Here is a 16,682-nt window from a genome sequence, read left to right as displayed (position 1 = left end):
GAAGTAAACTGGAAAAGGGAGGAAGAAAACAGGTTAGAATTTCAGCGTTTGCTGATGGTATTCGGCGGTGGCATCCAGTTCAGGGGGAGCCTGCCGGAGAAGAGCTTCAGCCTTTCCGGTATCGAATATCCAGTCCCGGAGCTGGCCGTTTTCCAGGATCAGGGGCATCCGCGGGTGGATTTCCTGCATGGAATTGTTAGCGGCGGTAGTCAGGATGACAAAGTGATCTTCTTCTTCAAAACGCCGGTACAGCCCGGCAAGATAGAGAGGGCCATGGTCCGGGCGGGAAAAGGTATATTTTTCCCTCTGCCTGTTCCATTCGTAGAAGGATCTGGCTGGTATGACGCAGCGCCGCGACTTTATGCTGTCCCGGAACATGGGTTTTTCCAGGACGCTTTCAGAACGGGCATTGAAGATCAGGCGGCTTTTCTGAAAGCCGGGGAATCCCCAGGGGAGCAGTCCGGCCGTAAGGCCTGAAGCTCCGGCCAGTAATATGGGTGCCTGTTGGCCCGGAAATATGTCTCCGGTCTGGATATGAAGTGAAAAGCTCTGATCTAAGCGGCGGACCAGCTGTTCAATAGCTCTGGCTGTATCGTCGTCTATATAATATCTTCCGCACATAATTGTCCCTTTCTCCCGCTGAAAAGCGGGATTTTCTTATTGTTCTTAATTTTGCACATTTTAAAGGGGGTGTCAAGGCGGGCAGAGTGAAAAAAAGACTTGTATTTCTGAAAAAATTGTTGTATTTTTAACATACCGGTTATGAGGAGGAGAATAGCACGGGTCGGTTTTTCCTGATCTGATTCCGGTAAATGTATTATATCCCGGGAAGCGGGAATAATAACAGGAGGGAAAACAATGAAAAATAAGAGAACTCTTAAGATGGTACAGATGGCCATACTTATTGCGGTGCTGCTGGTAATGTCCTACACGCCGCTGGGATACCTGAAGATAGGTCTCCTTTCTATTTCGCTTTTATCGATTCCGGTGGTGATCGGTGCCATGCTGGTCGGACCGGCCGCGGGGGCTGTTCTGGGGGCTGTATTCGGTCTTACAAGCTTTGCACAGTGCTTTGGAGCAGATGCTTTTGGCGCGGCGCTTCTCAGCATTAATCCATTTCTGACATTCCTGGTCTGTGTGCCGACCCGGACCCTGATGGGATTTCTGGCAGGAGTGATTTTCAGAGGCGTTCACAGGATTGACAAGACGAAAACAGTATCTTATTTCGTGGGCGGGCTCTCCGGAGCAGTGCTGAATACAGTGTTTTTTATGGGGCTTTTGATGGTCTGCTTCTGGAACACAGATTACATCCAGGGGCTTAACCAAACCATGGGAGGTTTGGGGCTGTGGGCTTTTTTGATCGCTTTTGTGGGAATCAACGGAGTTGTGGAAGCGATCGTTGCCTGCGCGGCAGGAGGAATCATTTCCAAAGCAGTAAGTAAAGCTTTGAGAATAAATGAATAACTGAATCAGAAATATAGAGGCGTTCCGGACAGACCCGACCGGGGCGTCTTTTTTAATATCGCAGACAGATATGATTGGGCATATTTTCCATATTACGGTAAGAAATGCAGAGGGGAAGCGCCTATATCTTGAAAAACGCCATATATTGTGTTAATATGGAGATCGATCGCTAAATATTGTTGAAAAAGGAGGAAGAGGCAGCGTGAATATAGAAGAATGGCTGGGGCAGGATAATCAGCTGGGCTGCGATATCTGGCAGAAGAAATATTGCTATGAGGGAGAATCCTTCGACCGCTGGCTGGAACGGATCAGCGGGGGGAATGAGAGAATCGCCCGGCTCATATGCGAGAAAAAGTTTCTCTTTGGGGGCAGGATTCTCTCCAACAGAGGGTTGGAATATGAGGGAAGGAAGATCACCCTGTCTAACTGTTACGTGATCGAGCCTCCCAGTGATGATATTGAAAGTATTTTTGAGTGCTCCAAAAAGCTGGCGCGGACATACAGCTATGGAGGCGGCTGCGGGATCGATATTTCCAGGCTGAGCCCAAGGGGGGCCAAAATCAATAATGCAGCCAAGGAGACGACCGGCGCAGTGTCTTTTATGGAGCTGTATTCTCTGGTCACCAACCTCATCGGACAGAATGGGCGAAGGGGCGCGCTGATGATTTCCATTGACTGTTCCCATCCGGATGTGGAAGAGTTCATCGATTTGAAGACGGATTTGAACAAGGTGACAAAAGCCAACCTTTCTGTCCGCGTATCGGATGAGTTTATGAGGGCGGTGAAGAGAAATGAGCCGTTCCGGCTTCATTATATCAGAGAAGCCACAGGTGAAGAGATTGAGAAAACAGTGGACGCCAGGGAACTGTTTCATCATATAGCAGAGACCAACTGGGATTATGCGGAGCCGGGAGCACTGTTCTGGGACCGGGTGAGCAGCTGGAATCTGCTTTCCAATACGGAGGAATTTTCCTATGCGGGAGTGAATCCCTGTGCGGAAGAGCCTTTGCCGGCCGGCGGGAGCTGTCTGTTGGGCAGTGTGAACCTGTCGGAATTTGTGAAACACCCATTTACTGCTGAAGCCATGTTTGATTTTGACGAATTCAAGAGCTGTGTAAAAGAGAGCGTGCGCGCGCTGAATGAAGTGCTGGAAGAAGGGCTTCCGCTTCATCCCCTGGGGGAACAGAGAGAAAGCGTGGCTGACTGGAGGCAGATCGGCCTGGGGATCATGGGGCTGGCGGACATGCTCATGAAGATGGAACTGGCCTATGGGGAAGAAGAGGCCGTCCAGCTCTGTGACAGGATTGGATTTGCCATGGCCGATACGGCGATTGCAGCATCGGCCATGCTCGCCCGGGAAAAAGGGGCGTTTCCAAAATGCAAGGTTGAAGAGATTATGAGCACTCCGTATTTTGAAGCCAACACGTCGGTCCCGACCAGAGAGCTGGTGAAAAAATATGGACTCAGGAATTCACAGCTCCTGACCATCGCGCCGACAGGAACGCTGTCCACAATGCTGGGAATTTCCGGAGGCATTGAGCCGGTCTACGCGAATTATTATGAGAGAAAGACAGAATCACTCCACGGAAAGGATGTGTACTATAAAGTATACACAAAGATCGTGGATACTTATATGAAAGAGCACAAGCTGACGGATGACAGCCAGCTTCCGGATTATTTTGTGACGGCCATGACGCTGGATTACCGCCAGAGAATAGATATGCAGGCTGTCTGGCAGACCCATATCGACGCGTCTATCAGCTCCACAGTCAACGTGCCCAACCAGTTCACCGTGGAAGAGACAGAGAGCCTGTACTGCTATGCCCATGAACGGGGACTGAAGGGCGTGACAATCTTCAGGGATGGCTGCAGGCGCCTGGGCATTCTGAACGCCGAGGATGAGAAGAAGAAAAAATCCCCTGTGGCGGGAGAAGGGCTGGCGCGGGGAGAGATCGTGGAAATCAACGACGATGTAATCGGGAAGAAACGGAAGCTGATTACAGGCTGCGGAAGCCTCCACTGTATCGCCCTGTTTGACCCCTATACAGGCGCTCTGGTAGAGACATATCTGAGCAAAGGCTCTACAGGCGGCTGCAATAATTTTATGATCGGGCTTTCCCGGATGATTTCTATCAGCGCCAGAGGGGGAATCGATATCTATACGATCATCGATCAGCTGAATTCCACCGGCTCCTGTCCTTCCTATTCTGTGCGGCGCGCGACGCAAAAAGACACGAGCAGGGGAAGTTGTTGTCCGATGGCAGTTGGCAACGCGCTTCTGGACATGTATAATGAAGTACAGGAGGAACTGTTCGGATCAGAGGAGAAGAAGGTTCACGTTCCGCCTAAAGCGCCGAAACCGAAAGCAGTGAAGAGCCTGGAGAAGAAAATTCGCTGTCCCGAATGCGGGGAGCCGCTGGTTTTTGAAGGGGGCTGTAATATCTGTAAGAGCTGCGGATGGAGCAAGTGCATGTGAAAGTCCGCGTACCAGCCACTGACTGCGGCGCGGGAAAAATAATAAAGAGAGGTAAAGGAACTATGAGGAAAGTAAAAGTACAGAAATTGACAGCAGAGGCCTTCCGGCCATATGGAGAGTTTTTCAGCATCACGGACCCCAAGGGATTCGCATTGGGCAGTTTTTACGCCGACAGGGTGTCTTTCCCGGCGGCAGGGGATGTCCCCCTGGGATTCTCTTCGCTGAATTCTGACAAGCCGGAGAAAATGATTGTAAATATGGCAGAATATCACAACAAGTCCTGCGAAGGAGTGCTCTGCCTTAATGATGATGTGGTTGTGCATGTGGCGCCGCCGTCCAAGGAACCGGTTCCGGAGAAGACAGAAGCTTTTCTGGTTCCGAAAGGAACCTTCGTGAAGCTGAATATCGGCGTGTGGCATCTGGCAGCGCTTCCGGTGAATAAAAAGACGGCGAGAATTCTGATCGTACTGCCGGAGAGAACCTATCTGACAGATTGCATCGTTGTAGAATACGATGAAAAAGATCATATGGAGCTGGTTCTGTAAAAGAACCGGATCAGATTCATATCCGGCGGGGGCCGGCAGAGAGAGGCAGTTCTATTCTTAGAATACCTGAAACTGTGGATAGTTTGCACAATATCTGTCAAAAATATTGGGCAGAAAGTTTATGCTCTTATTAAGACAGGAGGACTATCATGCTTTGTGTTCAGAATGGCATACTGCACACGATGGAATCTCAAGGTACCATCCGTGCTGATTTATTGGCGGAGGAAGGGAAAATTATCCGCATTGAGGAACATATCGCACCGCCGGAGCAGGCGGAGATTTTAGATGCTGCGGGTTTTCATGTGTATCCGGGTCTGATTGACGCACATAGCCACATCGGTATAGCAGAAGAAAAAATCGGCACACAGGGGGATGACAGTAATGAAGGGACAAATCCTGTAACCCCGTGGCTTCGGGCAATTGACGCCATTAATCCTATGGACAGTGCTTTTCACAACGCGATAGCGGCGGGAATAACGGGTGTTATGGTGGGGCCGGGCAGCGCCAATCCGATTGCCGGGCAGTTCGCATTTATTAAAACGTCCGGCCGCGGGGTAGAGGATATGGCGGTGCTGGCGCCGGCCGCCATCAAAATAGCCTTTGGTGAGAATCCTAAGGCTAACTATGGCGGGGACGGAAATATGCCGTCGACACGTATGGGGATTGCGGCGTTAATCCGGGAGGAGCTATTCAATGCGCGGCTCTATTTTGAACAGGAAGATAACGAATACCCCGATTTCCGGAAAGAATGTTACCGCCCTTTATTTGAACGCAAGATTCCACTCAAGGCACATGTACACCGGACAGACGATATTTTCACTGCTATCCGTATCGCTCAGGAATTTGACCTGGATCTCACGCTGGATCACTGCACAGAAGGCCATCTGATCGCAGAGCAGATCGCTGACAGCGGTTTTCCGGCCATTGTGGGGCCGTCTCTTTCCTCGAGAAGCAAGATAGAGGTGGAACAGTCCGATTTTCAGACGCCGGGCGCGCTGGCTCGCGCAGGCGTGCTGGTAGCGCTCACAACGGATCATCCCGTCTCACGCATTCAGCATCTGCCATTGTGTGCTGCGTTGGCTGCCAAGAGAGGGTTGGGTGAGGAAGAGGCCATGCGCGCTATCACGATTAATGCCGCGCGTATATGCCGCGTGGATCACCGCCTGGGCAGCCTGAAGGTGGGAAAAGATGCCGACCTTGCGATCTTCGATGGGGACCCGCTCGTGATAAAGAGAGACGCCTGCGCAACTGTCATCAATGGCCGCATTGTTTATAAAGAGCGTATGTAAATGCTCCTGTAAACATTAGGAAGGCGGGATGTTAAATCCTCCGGAGTGTGTTATAATACCCCTGGAAGGGGGACTGCAGAATGTCTCAGACAACGAAGAGAGCCCTGGAGGCTTCGCTGAAAAACCTGCTGCTGAAAAAGCCTCTGGATAAGATCACCATCCAGGATATCGCTGACGACTGCGGCATCAGCCGAATGACCTTTTATTACCATTTTAAGGATATTTATGACCTGGTGGAGTGGTCCTGCATGGAAGATGCGACACGGGCCCTTGCGGGGAAGAAGACCTACAGTACCTGGCAGCAGGGGTTTTTGCAGATTTTTGAAGCCGTGCAGGAGAACCGGCCGTTTATCATGAACGTTTATCATTCAGTCAGCAGGGAACAGGTAGAGCGCTATCTGTATGAGATTACCTACGGCCTTCTGATCGGCGTTGTGGAGGAAGCGGCAGCCGGCATGCAGGTACGGGAGGAAGATAAAAAATTTATTGCCGATTTCTACAAATTTGCCTTTGTCGGGCTGATGCTTGACTGGATCAAGAATGGCATGCGCCAGGAACCGCGGCAGATCGTCGGGCGTTTAAGCACCCTGATCCATGGAGATATCGGAAGAGCATTGAATAGATACCGCACAGATCTGTAAATGATTCATTTCCTTACAGAACCCGCCCTGTGATAAAAAATTTATCACAGGGCGGGTTCTGTTTATTGTACCATTTAAAAAGCGCTGATACAATGAAGCCATCACTGAGGATGAAAGCCGGCTGCACTGCGCCTTCGACGCTTCTGCGGCTGCCGGAGGCATCTGCTGACCCGGAGCTTTCATAGTAGAGAGAAATGGAGGTATCAGTATGTATTATTCAAGTGGCAATTATGAAGCATTTGCACGTCCTGTAAAGCCGGAGGGCGTCGACCATAAGTCAGCGTATATTGTAGGATCGGGCCTCGCAGCTCTGGCCGCGGCCTGTTTTCTCGTCCGGGACGGCCAGATGAAGGGGGAACATGTCCATATTCTGGAGAAGGAGCCAATTCCCGGAGGCGCCTGCGACGGATATCTGTATGAAAAATTAGGCTATGTCATGAGGGGCGGCCGCGAAATGGATAACCATTTTGAATGCATGTGGGACTTATTCCGCTCCATCCCGTCGATTGAGACTGACGGGGTCAGCGTGCTGGATGAATATTACTGGCTGAACAAAAAAGATCCCAACTATTCCCTGATGAGAGCCACGGTCAACCGCGGGCAGGATGCCCATACAGACAAAAAATTTAATCTTTCTGACAAAGCCTCTCTGGAAATTCTGCGGTTGTTTTTCACGCCGGATGAAGAGCTTTACGACAAACAGATTGACGAATATTTCAGCGAAGAGGTGCTGAACTCCAATTTCTGGCTGTACTGGCGCACCATGTTCGCGTTTGAGAACTGGCATTCTGCGCTGGAAATGAAACTCTACATGAAACGGTATATCCATCATATCGGCGGGCTGCCGGATTTCACAGCCCTTAGGTTTACGAAATATAACCAGTATGAGTCCATGATACTTCCGATGGTCCGTTATCTTCAGGGATTTGGCGTACAATTTCATTATGGTGTTAAGGTTGTGAATGTGGAATTTGATATTCAGAAGGGGCAGAAGACGGCCCGCCGTGTCGATATCATCCGGGAAGAAAAAGAAGAAGCCATTGATCTGACGGAGAATGACCTGGTGTTCATCACCAACGGAGGCTGTGTGGAGAATTCCGCCCTGGGAAGCCAGGAAAGCCCCGCCCCCTTTGTCAGTGATATAAAAGAAGGCGGCGGCTGGGATATGTGGCGAAAAATAGCGGCGCAGGACTCCTCCTTCGGACATCCGGATAAGTTCTGCAGTGATCCGGAAAAAAGTAATTGGATGAGCGCAACAGTTACCACGCTGGATCAGAAAATTCCTCCCTATGTGCAGAAAATCTGCCGGCGGGATCCTTTCTCCGGAAAGGTGGTGACCGGGGGAATTGTCACTGCCAAAGATTCCAACTGGCTTCTGAGCTGGACTTTTAACAGGCAGCCACAGTTCCGCAGCCAGCCGAAGGGACAGCTGGTGGGGTGGATCTACGGCCTGTTCAGCGATAAGCCGGGCAATTATGTGAAAAAAGCCATGAGAGACTGCAGCGGGAAAGAAATCTGCATGGAGTGGCTATATCACATGGGAGTGCCTGAACAGGAAATTCCGGAGCTGGCGGAGAAGAGCGCCAACACAGTTCCCTGCATGATGCCTTATATTACTGCATTTTTCATGCCCAGGGCAAAAGGAGACCGGCCGCTGGTAGTTCCGGAGGGAGCTGTGAATTTCGCCTTTCTGGGACAATTCGCGGAAACGCAGAGAGATACCATATTTACAACGGAATATTCTATCCGCACCGGTATGGAGGCGGTTTATACACTTCTGGATATTGACCGCGGGGTGCCGGAGGTTTGGGGAAGCACCTATGATATCAGGGATCTTCTGAATTCAACCGTACAACTGCGGGACGGCAAAAAACTGACGGATATGGATATGGGACTGAAGGGAAAGATTGTTATGAAAGAAGCTTTGAAAAAGATTAAAGGTACGGATCTGGAAAAGCTGCTGGAAGAGCATCACGTAATCTGAGCCGTCCCTTCGCCGCGTCTGGCACGCCGGAAGTTCATGCCGGGCGCCGGATGAGGAGGATGGAAGAATTAAGGAAAATATGACAAAGCTGTCCTGAAATCGTTACTCTTGATAACATTTTCAGGACAGCCTTGTCATATTTTGATTGCATCGTCTATACGGTTCGGATCATTTTGCACATAAAATTTTGCCAGACCATTGATACCTGTCTCCCGGTAGCCATGGTGAATATCCTTGCCGGTCTCATACATCGTGTTGACAATGGTGTCAAAGGATACATTTCTGGTAGTAGCCAAAAAATTTGACAGGGAAACCGCATTGATCGCCCTCATCGCAGCTACAGCATTTCGCTCGATGCACGGGATCTGTACCAGTCCCTTTACAGGGTCGCAGGTCAGTCCCAGATGGTGTTCTATGGCTATTTCGGCCGCATATTCAATCTGTTCCAGGTCCAGCTCATACAGCTCAGCCAGTGCCGCCGCCGCCATGGCGCAGGCAGAGCCGATTTCCGCCTGGCATCCACATTCCGCTCCGCTGATGCTGGCATTTGTTTTTATTAAATTGCCGATGATCCCTCCGGTTGCCAGTGCATTGCAGATCTGCTTGTCCGTAAAATGATGTTTTTGCTGCATGAAAAACAGTACGGCCGGCACTACGCCGCAAGACCCGCAGGTGGGAGCGGTTACGATGGTTTCTCCGTCCGCATTCTGTTCGCTTGTCGCAAAAGCGTATACAGAGATGAGCCGGTTTTCCCGGATGACATCTGTCTCTCCTATATGTCTGGATTTCAGGAGAAACCGGGCTTTACGCTCAACCCCCAATCCTCCCTGCAGATAGCCTTCTCTCTCCGTGCCCTCTTTAATGGCGGCCTTCATCTGCTGCCAGACCTTTTGAAGATAGAGGAAAATTTCCTCTCCCTCACATTCACGGACGTAATCGAATATGCGCATATTGTGATTTTTGACATATTCGGATATCTGGTAAAAGGAAGTCAGTTTATACGGCGTAGATTTCTGGGGATGCACTGTATCAAAAGAAATTGCGCCGCCTCCGAGGCTGTATGCGCGCTTCATCTGATGATTTTCACCATAATAAGCATACAGATCCATCGTGTTTGGGAATTCTATCGTCTGGTGCTGAGTGTCAAAGACGATCTCTGCCTTGTCACCGAATACCTTCTGAATCGCCTTGTCTGTCCCATGGCCTCTCCCTGTTAGGGCGAGAGAACCGTATAAGACCACTTTATATCTGTCGGCAGTACGGTGCTGAGAATAAAAGATACGGCAGATTTTCTCAGGTCCCATAGTGTGAGAGCTGGAAGGACCCACTCCGATCCGGTATAATTCTCTCAATGATTCCATGCCACTCTTAGGGCTCTGTTCCTCATGAACGGACGAGACAGGTTCGTGGGAATCGTGTATTCCATATAGATCATCAAGGGAAACCTCTAATTTGTCAGCAATTTTAGGCAAAAGCATGACATCAGGCAGAGAAACCTCAGATTCCCATTTAGATACTGCCTGATTTGTCACGCCAATGGTTTTGCCAAATTCTTCCTGGGTCATCTTTTTTCTTTTCCTGAATTTAGCGATATTTTTTCCTATCGACATGGTTGAATCTCCTGACTGTACATTAAAGATATTATATTGAATTATTGCCAAAATCTCAATAGAAGAAATGGGGATAAGAGATCTTTTTAAGATAAATAAATCGCCATTTGGTTGGAAAATTATAGTTTTGTGGCGAGGGGTGTGGATGGCCGGACGAAAAGCAGCGGCAGGCCGCAGCCGCCGGAGGTCTCCCGCCGCTTTTCTGGCTGTTCCAGACGGTACAATGGCTCTCGCCAGGGCTGGGAACCCCGATGGTCTCAGGCGGTAGATTTCAATATTCAATAAAACAATACTGGCGCCCGTCGGCCGCGATTAGCCAGTAATTACTGTCTGAAATGATCCTGATGGTACTTTCGGGGAGCCTGGGTGAAGCGTTTTAGATCACCAGAGAGGGTGGGGGGAGGCGGGGTGGAACAGGGACGGCGCAATGGAAGGCTTCGCCTCCTCCCAGCCTTTTGTCCGGGTATCCAAAACCCTCCCCCCATCCCCGACCAATTGGAAGCAAAATCGAAATTAATAAAAAATTTAAAATGCTATTGCAATATACCCTGTAAGGGTATATAATTTTCCTTAGAAGATATACCTATAGGGGGTATATTGATAATGGAAAGGATGGTCAAAATGGCTGATAAGAAGAAAAAAAAGAATAAGATAGATGACAAAGCAGAGACTAAAGTAGATTTGAAAGTGGATAATAAACCAGATTCTGTATCGGAATCTGAAGTAGTGACGGGCTCGTGTGAATGCTGCAGTAAAACGAAAGAACGTTCAGAGAAGGAGTACAAAGACCTTCAGAACCGTCTAAGCCGCATTGAGGGGCAGGTGCGAGGCATCCGCGGGATGCTGGAGAAGGATGCTTACTGCACGGATATACTCGTTCAGGTGGCGGCGGTGAACGCGGCTTTGAACAGCTTTAATAAAGTCCTGTTGTCGAATCACATCCGTACCTGTGTGGCGGACAGTATCCGGTCAGGGAATGATGAGGTGATTGATGAGCTGGTAACACTGCTGCAGAAGCTGATGAAGTAAAGGAGGTAATTATGGAACAATATACAGTTACTGGTATGACTTGTGCGGCCTGCAGCGCCAGAGTGGAGAAGGCAGTTTCAAAAGTTCCCGGCGTGACCGGCTGTTCTGTCAGCCTGCTGACCAATTCGATGGGTGTGGAAGGAACGGCGTCTCCGGACCAGATAATCACGGCTGTAGAAGAAGCGGGATACGGCGCGGCGCAGAAGGGCGGCAGGGGGAAGAGTGGAGGTTCCACTGCTGCAGCCTCCGGAACGGCGTTTGAATATGAAGAGATGCTGAAGGACCGGGCTACGCCGGTTTTAAAGAAACGTCTGATTGCATCCGTGTGTCTTCTGATCCCGCTGATGTATGTATCCATGGGCCATATGATGTGGGGCTGGCCGGTGCCTGCGGTACTGGAAGGCAACCATGTGGCGATGGGGCTGATACAGCTGCTGTTTACTTCTGCAATCATGGTAATAAACCAGAAGTTTTTTATCAGTGGCTTTAAGAGCCTGATTCACAGGGCGCCCAATATGGATACCTTAGTTGCTCTGGGGGCAGGGGCTTCCTTTGGCTACAGCCTCTATGCTCTGTTCGCAATGACAGACGCCCAGCTGAAGGGGAATGCCCATGCAGTGATGGAATATATGCATGAATTTTATTTTGAATCAGCCGCCATGATCCTGACGCTGATTACTGTAGGGAAGATGCTGGAGGCTTATTCCAAAGGGAGGACTACCGATGCGCTCAAAAGCCTGATGAAGCTGGCGCCGAAGACGGCGACGGTGCTGCGGAATGGCCAGGAAGTGGAGGTGGGAATTGAACAGGTAAGGACCGGCGACCGTTTTGTGGTGAAACCGGGAGAGAATATCCCGGTCGATGGGGTCGTTGTAGAAGGCAGCAGCGCTGTCAATGAATCTGCCCTGACCGGGGAAAGTATTCCGGTGGACAAGGAGCCGGGGGACGCAGTATCTGCCGCAACCCTGAACCAGTCGGGCTACCTCCAGTGCGAGGCCACAAGAGTAGGAGAGGACACAACTCTTTCTCAAATCATTCAGATGGTCAGCGACGCCGCAGCTACCAAAGCGCCGATTGCGAAAGTAGCCGATAAAGTATCAGGCATTTTCGTGCCGGCCGTTATAATCATTGCGTTAGTCACGATCGGCATCTGGCTTCTGGCCGGAGAAACCATAGGATTTGCCCTGGCACGCGGCATTTCCGTTCTGGTTATCAGCTGCCCCTGCGCGCTGGGACTGGCTACTCCGGTGGCGATCATGGTGGGCAACGGCATGGGGGCCAAGCACGGCATAATGTTCAAGACGGCCGTATCCCTGGAAGAGGCCGGAAAAGTACAGGTTGTCGCCTTAGATAAGACCGGCACCATTACCAGCGGCGAGCCGAAGGTCACAGACCTGTTTCCGGCAGAGGGCATCGGGGAAGAGGATCTGTTGTACGCAGCGTTAGCGCTGGAGCAGAAGAGCGAACATCCCCTGGCCAAGGCTATCCTGGTTCTGGCAGAGGAACGGGAAATGAAAAAGCAGGAAATCAGTGATTTTCAGGCGGTACCGGGCAACGGCCTGACCGGGACCTGGAAGGAGCAGCAGCTGGCAGGAGGCAATCTGGCATTCATCCGCGGAAAAGCGGAGATCCCGGATGCTGCAGAACAAAAAGCCGCAGAATTTGCCGAGACAGGGAAAACCCCGCTGTTCTTCAGCCGTGACGGTGAATTTATAGGGATTATCGCTGTAGCCGACGTTATCAAGGAAGACAGCCCCAAAGCGGTAAAAGAACTGCAGAACATGGGCATTCATGTAGTCATGCTGACCGGAGACAACGAACGGACCGCCAGAGCGATCGGTGCCCAGGCTGGAGTAGACGAAGTGATTGCCGGCGTCCTGCCAGACGGGAAAGAAGCGGTCATCCGTTCACTGAAAAAGAAAGGGAAAGTAGCCATGGTGGGAGACGGAATCAATGACGCCCCCGCCCTGACACGCGCCGATATAGGAATCGCCATCGGAGCCGGAACCGACATAGCCATCGATGCGGCCGATGTGGTGCTCATGAAAAGCCGCCTCAGCGATGTACCGGCAGCCATACGTTTGAGCCGTGCAACCCTGAGGAATATCCACGAGAACCTGTTCTGGGCGTTCTTCTATAATGTGATCGGAATCCCCCTGGCCGCCGGCGTGTGGATACCGATCTTCGGCTGGAAGCTAAATCCCATGTTCGGAGCCGCGGCCATGAGCCTGTCCAGTTTCTGCGTGGTCAGCAACGCATTAAGGCTAAATCTTTTCTCCATGTATAGTGCCAGAAAAGATAAAAAAATAAAAATTAAAAAGAAAAAGGAGAAACAAACAATGGAAAAAACAATGGAGATCAAAGGAATGATGTGCGGTCACTGCGAGGCAAGAGTAAAAAAATGCCTGGAAGCCCTGCCGGAGGTAAACGAAGCGGCTGTGAGCCATGAGGAAGGAACGGCAGTTGTAAAGCTGAATGCAGAGGTGGCAGATGAACTGCTGAAAAAAGTGGTAGAAGATCAGGATTATGAAGTGACGGCAATTCATTAAATTATGGTTTTGTGGCGAGGTGGGGGTGGATACCCGGACGAAAAGCAGCGGGGGACCTCCGGCGGCTGCGGCCTGTTGGGCAGACTGGGCTTCGGGTTGAAGTGATTCTAAGACTTCCGGAGGCCGCTCTCCAGGGGTACCGGGGAAAGTCCGGTGGAAGGCTTGATGCCTTCCATCCTCCGTTCCCCTCGCCCGCCGTGCTTGAGGCACAGCGGACGCCCCCTGAAGAGCGGCCTCCGGAAGTCAAGAATCACTAACAAGCCTGCAGAGGTCTGCCCAACAGACCGCAGCCGCCGGAGGTCCCCCGCTGCTTTTCTGGCTGTTCCAGACGGTACAATGGCTCTCGCCAGGGGTGGGACCCCGATAGTCTCAGGCGGTAGATCTCGATATTTAATAAAGAAATACTGGCGCCCGTCGGCCGCGATAAGCCAGCAATTACTGTCTGAAACCATCCTGATGACACTTTCGGAGAACTTGGGTGAAGAGTTTTAGATCACCAGAAAGGCTGGGAGGAGGCGGGGCGGAACAGGGACGGCGCCATGGAAGGCTTCGGCCTGAAGTTCTGCTTAGCGGGCAGCAGCGCCGGAAGGGAGGGCAGGTATTGTGCCTCACGCACAATGCCTGAAGGGCACGGAGGATAGAAAGACATCAGTCTTTCTACCGGACTTGCCCTGGTACCTCCCTGTAGGTGCTGATGGCCGCTAAGCAGAACTTCAGGCCGAAGCCTTCCATGGCGCCGTCCCTGTTCCGCCCCGCCTCCTCCCAGCCTTTCGTCCGGGTATCCAAAGCGCCCTCCCTTCCCCGACCAATTGGAAGCAAAACCAAAATTTAATTTTCCTGAGCCTTTAGTTTTCCTACCGCCAGTGTGAGGCAGAAGCATGCCAGTGCGAATGCCGCTTGGATCAGGAAGCCCTGAAATACGGTGTTTTGCATTTCTGCTGACAGGGTATTGTGGCTGCCCAGCAGGTCGTTGGTGGTTTCGTACCAGTAGACGGGCAGGAATTGCGAAACTTTTTTTACACCGTCGCTCAGGAATTCCAGTGGGACGAAGACGCCGCAGAGAAAAGACATTCCCAGGGAAAGGATGTTGGTGATTCCGTTGATTGCGTTGTCTCCACGGATCAGATGACCCACCAGGAAGGCGATGGAGGCTGCTACGGCCAGCATGAGCAGCGAATTGGCCAGGTAGAGGAGTATGTGGCCTCCGGTATAGAAGGAGCGGTAGCCTGCGATGAGCGGAAGAAGCATGCTGATACCCCAGAAGACCATGAAGAGGAACAGGAAGGCCATGATCCCCTGAAAGTTCTGGCTGGCCGGGGAGATGGCGGAGGCCATCATCCTGCGGTGTATTTCACGGTTGTTGAAAGCTGTCAGTATATAGCTGACACAATAGCAGAGAACCGAAATATACAGGTAGGGGAGGAAACGGAAAAGGTAGGCATAGCCCGGCATTTCCCCGCCGTTTCCGCTGGAATCCTTCAGCGTCACGGGCGCTTCTGTTTCTGAAAGGGCCAGCGCCTTTTCTATGGCTTCCGGCCTATCGAAGCCGGCAGCCTGATAGACCCGGACCTGGTTTAAAAAAGAATCGGTCTGTGTGTCCAGATAGTAGCCTTCTGTAGAACCCGGGACCTTTGTGGCCTTTAATGTCTCACCGCCATCGGGGAAAGAGCTGCCGAATCCTTCCGGGATGGTCAGCACATAGGCATAGGTCCGGTAGTAAAGGGCGGCGGTGAGCTTCTCCTGGTCGCCGTCGGTGAGAGTGACCTGGTTGTGGAGCGATAAGTAATCTATCAGGCCCTGGGACAGGGTGCTGCTGTCCAGGTCTACGACGGCGATATCTACGCTTTCTGCCCTGAAGATCCCCTTCTGTGCATCACTGGTAAAGGAGTCCATCATCAGAGTGATGATGAGAAAAATGAAAATCCAGGAAATCATATAGGTCAGATTTTGCTTTATAATTTTAAGATAACCTTTAAATACTGTCATAGCGTTCCCTCCTCATGCTGAAGAAGGCCAGTGAGGCCAGCCCCAGACTGATGACAGCCAGTGTGATCAGGTTGACGGCCAGCTTGCCGAAGTCATTGTAGACGATCAGATAGTAAAAGGCGTCGCTGATCAGTGTGGCCGGATTAATGCGGTTGATGACTGGACAGGTCTGTTCTATGAGCTGTTTGATATTGCCGAACATCAGGCCGGCCAGGAAGCAGGTGATCAGCGGGCAGACGACTGCCAGAAATGTTTTCATTCCTGCTTTCAGCCTTCCGGCACAGCCAACAGCGATTCCAAAGGACACACCTGTTAGGGTGCCCAGGAGGCAGATCAGCAGCATACCGCCCCAGTTCCCGGAAAAATCGATTTTCAGGACAAAATTCAGGTAACAGAGCAGCAGAACCACATTGATAAAATGGATCAGGAAGCCGGTTCCCATGTCTACAGCCACCAATTTCAGCTTGCTGACAGGCGCGCTGCTCCGTCGGGCGCCCAGTGGGGACATGTTGGCCATATTTTCGTTAGCGAGAGAAATTCCCAAAAAAGATCCGTAGAAACAGCCCATAGCGATCAGGGCGAAAAAGTAATCCAGAACATTGTCATAGGTCCGGCCTCCCAAAGAGGAGTTTTCTGTAAAGGAAGAATAGTCTGACAATTCGGACAAGGCAGTTTGGAGATTTTCAGGATGCGTCTGCAAGATGTCAGCAATCATAGAAGCATTTTTGGCATAGGAATCCATGAGAGAAGAAAGCATCGTTTCTTCCATCCCATTGGCCGCCACAGTCAGAGAGGGTTCTGTTTCTTCATAAAAGATGCCGATGACGGTGCCTTCCTGCAGTGCGTTTTCTGCCTCCTGCTCCGACATGCAGGTAATGTCCAGAAGGTCGCCGTCCAGAGCGTCCATATACTGGGAAAAGGCCTCATTGCTGGAAGCTTCAACAACCGCCACCGGGATGTTATTCCAGGTTTCCGTTCCCAGGCTCCCGAAGGCGAAATAGAAAAAAGTGCCCAGGATAATGGGAAAAGCCAGGCCCCAGAACATGTTCCCTTTTTCGCGCAGGGTCTGAATAAAACGGTACTTAAATAAATTAGCCATGCTGCTCCTC

Annotated in this window: 13 protein-coding genes; 8 read left to right on the top strand and 5 right to left on the bottom strand. The window is 51.1% G+C overall.

What is annotated here, in order from left to right:
- Nucleotides 1–33: 33 nt before the first annotated feature.
- On the bottom strand, nt 34–621 hold the full coding sequence (locus H9Q79_RS11070) for an SOS response-associated peptidase (RefSeq protein ID WP_249328296.1): 588 nt from the start codon (nt 619–621) through the stop codon (nt 34–36).
- A gap of 237 nt (nt 622–858) precedes the next feature.
- On the opposite strand from H9Q79_RS11070, the gene H9Q79_RS11065 reads away from it, so the two are divergent.
- The 6 genes from H9Q79_RS11065 to H9Q79_RS11040 all read left to right on the top strand — a co-directional run bounded on the left by H9Q79_RS11065 (nt 859) and on the right by H9Q79_RS11040 (nt 8,399).
- On the top strand, nt 859–1,464 hold the full coding sequence (locus tag H9Q79_RS11065) for an ECF transporter S component (protein ID WP_249328295.1): 606 nt from the start codon (nt 859–861) through the stop codon (nt 1,462–1,464).
- Nucleotides 1,465–1,666: 202 nt separating this feature from the next.
- A complete protein-coding gene (locus H9Q79_RS11060; protein WP_249328294.1) occupies nt 1,667–3,940 on the top strand; it encodes an adenosylcobalamin-dependent ribonucleoside-diphosphate reductase in 2,274 nt (757 codons plus the stop codon).
- Nucleotides 3,941–4,002: 62 nt separating this feature from the next.
- Complete coding sequence (locus H9Q79_RS11055) at nt 4,003–4,485, top strand: ureidoglycolate lyase (protein ID WP_118643054.1); 483 nt, start codon at nt 4,003–4,005, stop codon at nt 4,483–4,485.
- A gap of 149 nt (nt 4,486–4,634) precedes the next feature.
- The gene (locus H9Q79_RS11050; protein WP_249328293.1) at nt 4,635–5,774 is read left to right on the top strand and encodes an amidohydrolase; all 1,140 of its coding nucleotides are present in this window, start codon (nt 4,635–4,637) and stop codon (nt 5,772–5,774) included.
- 80 nt (nt 5,775–5,854) lie between these two features.
- Nucleotides 5,855–6,415, top strand: coding sequence for a TetR/AcrR family transcriptional regulator (locus H9Q79_RS11045; RefSeq protein WP_249328292.1), 561 nt, complete (start codon nt 5,855–5,857; stop codon nt 6,413–6,415).
- Nucleotides 6,416–6,623: 208 nt separating this feature from the next.
- Nucleotides 6,624–8,399: an oleate hydratase gene (locus H9Q79_RS11040; RefSeq protein WP_118642958.1), complete on the top strand. Its 1,776-nt coding sequence runs from the start codon at nt 6,624–6,626 to the stop codon at nt 8,397–8,399.
- 134 nt (nt 8,400–8,533) lie between these two features.
- Here the strand turns inward: H9Q79_RS11040 and H9Q79_RS11035 are convergent, their stop codons facing one another.
- The gene (locus H9Q79_RS11035) at nt 8,534–10,009 is read right to left on the bottom strand and encodes an L-serine ammonia-lyase, iron-sulfur-dependent, subunit alpha (protein ID WP_118642960.1); all 1,476 of its coding nucleotides are present in this window, start codon (nt 10,007–10,009) and stop codon (nt 8,534–8,536) included.
- A gap of 621 nt (nt 10,010–10,630) precedes the next feature.
- On the opposite strand from H9Q79_RS11035, the gene H9Q79_RS11030 reads away from it, so the two are divergent.
- The gene (locus tag H9Q79_RS11030; RefSeq protein ID WP_330596805.1) at nt 10,631–11,038 is read left to right on the top strand and encodes a metal-sensing transcriptional repressor; all 408 of its coding nucleotides are present in this window, start codon (nt 10,631–10,633) and stop codon (nt 11,036–11,038) included.
- Nucleotides 11,039–11,049: 11 nt separating this feature from the next.
- The gene (locus tag H9Q79_RS11025) at nt 11,050–13,587 is read left to right on the top strand and encodes a heavy metal translocating P-type ATPase (RefSeq protein ID WP_118642962.1); all 2,538 of its coding nucleotides are present in this window, start codon (nt 11,050–11,052) and stop codon (nt 13,585–13,587) included.
- A 657-nt stretch (nt 13,588–14,244) separates the two neighbouring features.
- Here H9Q79_RS11025 and H9Q79_RS18285 read toward each other — a convergent pair.
- Genes H9Q79_RS18285 through H9Q79_RS11015 form a run of 3 tightly spaced genes read right to left on the bottom strand, consistent with a single transcriptional unit; the run spans nt 14,245 to nt 16,672 of the window.
- A complete protein-coding gene (locus H9Q79_RS18285) occupies nt 14,245–14,373 on the bottom strand; it encodes a hypothetical protein (RefSeq protein ID WP_283245078.1) in 129 nt (42 codons plus the stop codon).
- A 42-nt stretch (nt 14,374–14,415) separates the two neighbouring features.
- Nucleotides 14,416–15,573 carry an ABC transporter permease gene (locus tag H9Q79_RS11020; RefSeq protein WP_249328291.1) on the bottom strand — a complete coding sequence of 386 codons (1,158 nt, stop codon included), beginning with the start codon at nt 15,571–15,573 and terminating at the stop codon, nt 14,416–14,418.
- Nucleotides 15,560–16,672, bottom strand: a complete 1,113-nt coding sequence (locus H9Q79_RS11015; RefSeq protein ID WP_118642968.1) for an ABC transporter permease — start codon at nt 16,670–16,672, stop codon at nt 15,560–15,562. Before H9Q79_RS11015 ends, H9Q79_RS11020 begins: the two co-directional genes overlap by 14 nt.
- Between the last annotated feature and the right edge of the window lie 10 nt (nt 16,673–16,682).

Origin of the sequence: Wansuia hejianensis, assembly GCF_014337215.1 — a bacterium.
Classification (GTDB): domain Bacteria; phylum Bacillota; class Clostridia; order Lachnospirales; family Lachnospiraceae; genus Scatomonas; species Scatomonas hejianensis.
Note: the sequence above shows the minus strand (reverse complement) of the source record. Positions and strands in the feature narration are given on the sequence as shown.